Origin of the sequence: Streptomyces colwelliae, from assembly GCF_048158785.1 — a bacterium.
Taxonomy (GTDB): domain Bacteria; phylum Actinomycetota; class Actinomycetes; order Streptomycetales; family Streptomycetaceae; genus Streptomyces.
The window spans coordinates 1-1,275 of sequence record NZ_JBLTJC010000805.1 but is presented as its reverse complement, the minus strand read 5'-3'; the positions used below and the strand labels follow the sequence as shown (position 1 = coordinate 1,275).

2 protein-coding genes are annotated in these 1,275 nt (G+C 71.7%); one reads left to right on the top strand and one right to left on the bottom strand.

The genetic code is table 11. From position 1 onward, the window contains the following. Positions 1–70 precede the first annotated feature (70 nt). Positions 71–412 carry a WhiB family transcriptional regulator gene (locus ACNFOC_RS54490; protein ID WP_416966329.1) on the bottom strand — a complete coding sequence of 114 codons (342 nt, stop codon included), beginning with the start codon at positions 410–412 and terminating at the stop codon, positions 71–73. 275 nt (positions 413–687) lie between these two features. Between ACNFOC_RS54490 and ACNFOC_RS54485 the strand changes: the two genes are divergently transcribed. Beyond that, positions 688–1,155, top strand: coding sequence for a helix-turn-helix domain-containing protein (locus ACNFOC_RS54485; protein ID WP_416966328.1), 468 nt, complete (start codon positions 688–690; stop codon positions 1,153–1,155). Positions 1,156–1,275: the final 120 nt, after the last annotated feature.

Below are 1,275 nucleotides of genomic sequence, written 5' to 3'. Positions count from 1 at the left end.
CTGGAGCAGCGTGCCGATCCAGAGGGCGGCGTGCGCGGTCGGGTCCGCCGCGGCGGACGCCTGACTCGGGTCAGGCAAGGGAGCCTCCCCGCGGAGCGCGCGTGGTCGGCAGCGCCGGCAGAGCCGTCAGGGCGGCCGGGAGGAGGTGCGCGGGGATCTCGACCGGGCGGCCGGAGCGGTAGAGGCGGCCGCCGCAGACGCCGTCGAACCAGTTGTCGGCCGGCGCGACGATCCGCTCGCAGTCCCGCCGCACCGGGCAACGGGCGCAGGCCCGCAGGACGGGGGCGGCCTCCTTGACCTTCTTCGAGAAGACGGCCTTGGGCGGGAGCCCGGCGCACGCGGCGGCGGTCTGCCAGCCGACGGGTCCGTCGTAGTCGTAGGGGCGCGGTGGTGGGCAGGTGTCGGTGGGCATGGGGCCTCCCTGGAAGACGGGTGTGGCACAGGCGGCTGGCAAGTGCCGTCCGGCCGTCCAGGTTTACAGATTGCGCGCGCGCTCGCAACGTAAACTCTGGTCACTCGCCTCACATTCGCGGCGACAACCCGTCACGAAACCGGCCCCCACGCCCCCATCTCCACTGAACCTCCCCCTAATTGAGCCGATTTTTCTCAGTGCTTGCACGCGAGCACGTAATTCCGTGCGCGCAAGCAAGCTAAACTCGCTGCCATCCAAAGGAAGCGAGCACACAGATGACCAGCCAGGATCTGGACGCGTTCGCCGCGTGGGTCGAGGACCTGATGCGCGACCGCGGCTACGACATCGACAGCCCGCGCGGCGGCGGCAAGTCCCGGATAGCGGACGAGGCGGGGGTCCACCGGGCCGCCGTCACCCGCCTGTTGCAGCGCCAGAGCATGCCGGACCTCGAGACCACGCGCAGGCTCGCCCGCGTGCTGGGGGTGCCGGTCCGCGACATGCTCATCCGCTCCGGCCGGCTCACCGCGGAGGAACTCGCCGACCCCCACGACTACTTGGCCTCCCCCGCACCCGGCGCCGAGTTCGCCCGTCGCCCCACGCTGGAGGAGGTCGCCGACCTGCTGGGGGTGCCGGCCGACCGGCGGGAGATGTTCGTCCGCGTGGTCGAGCAGTTCCTGCCGAACGACATGCCGGCCGCAGAACACGCGGAACACGCGGACGCGCGGCTGCTGATGACCGACTGACCGGCTGATCCCGGTCACTCGTCTCCTGTCGCTCACCTCCGGTGCCCACCTCCGGCCACCCGTCGGCGGTCACCGGTTCGCGGTACGAGGGGACTGGTCCCTCCCTCGCCGCTCCCAGAC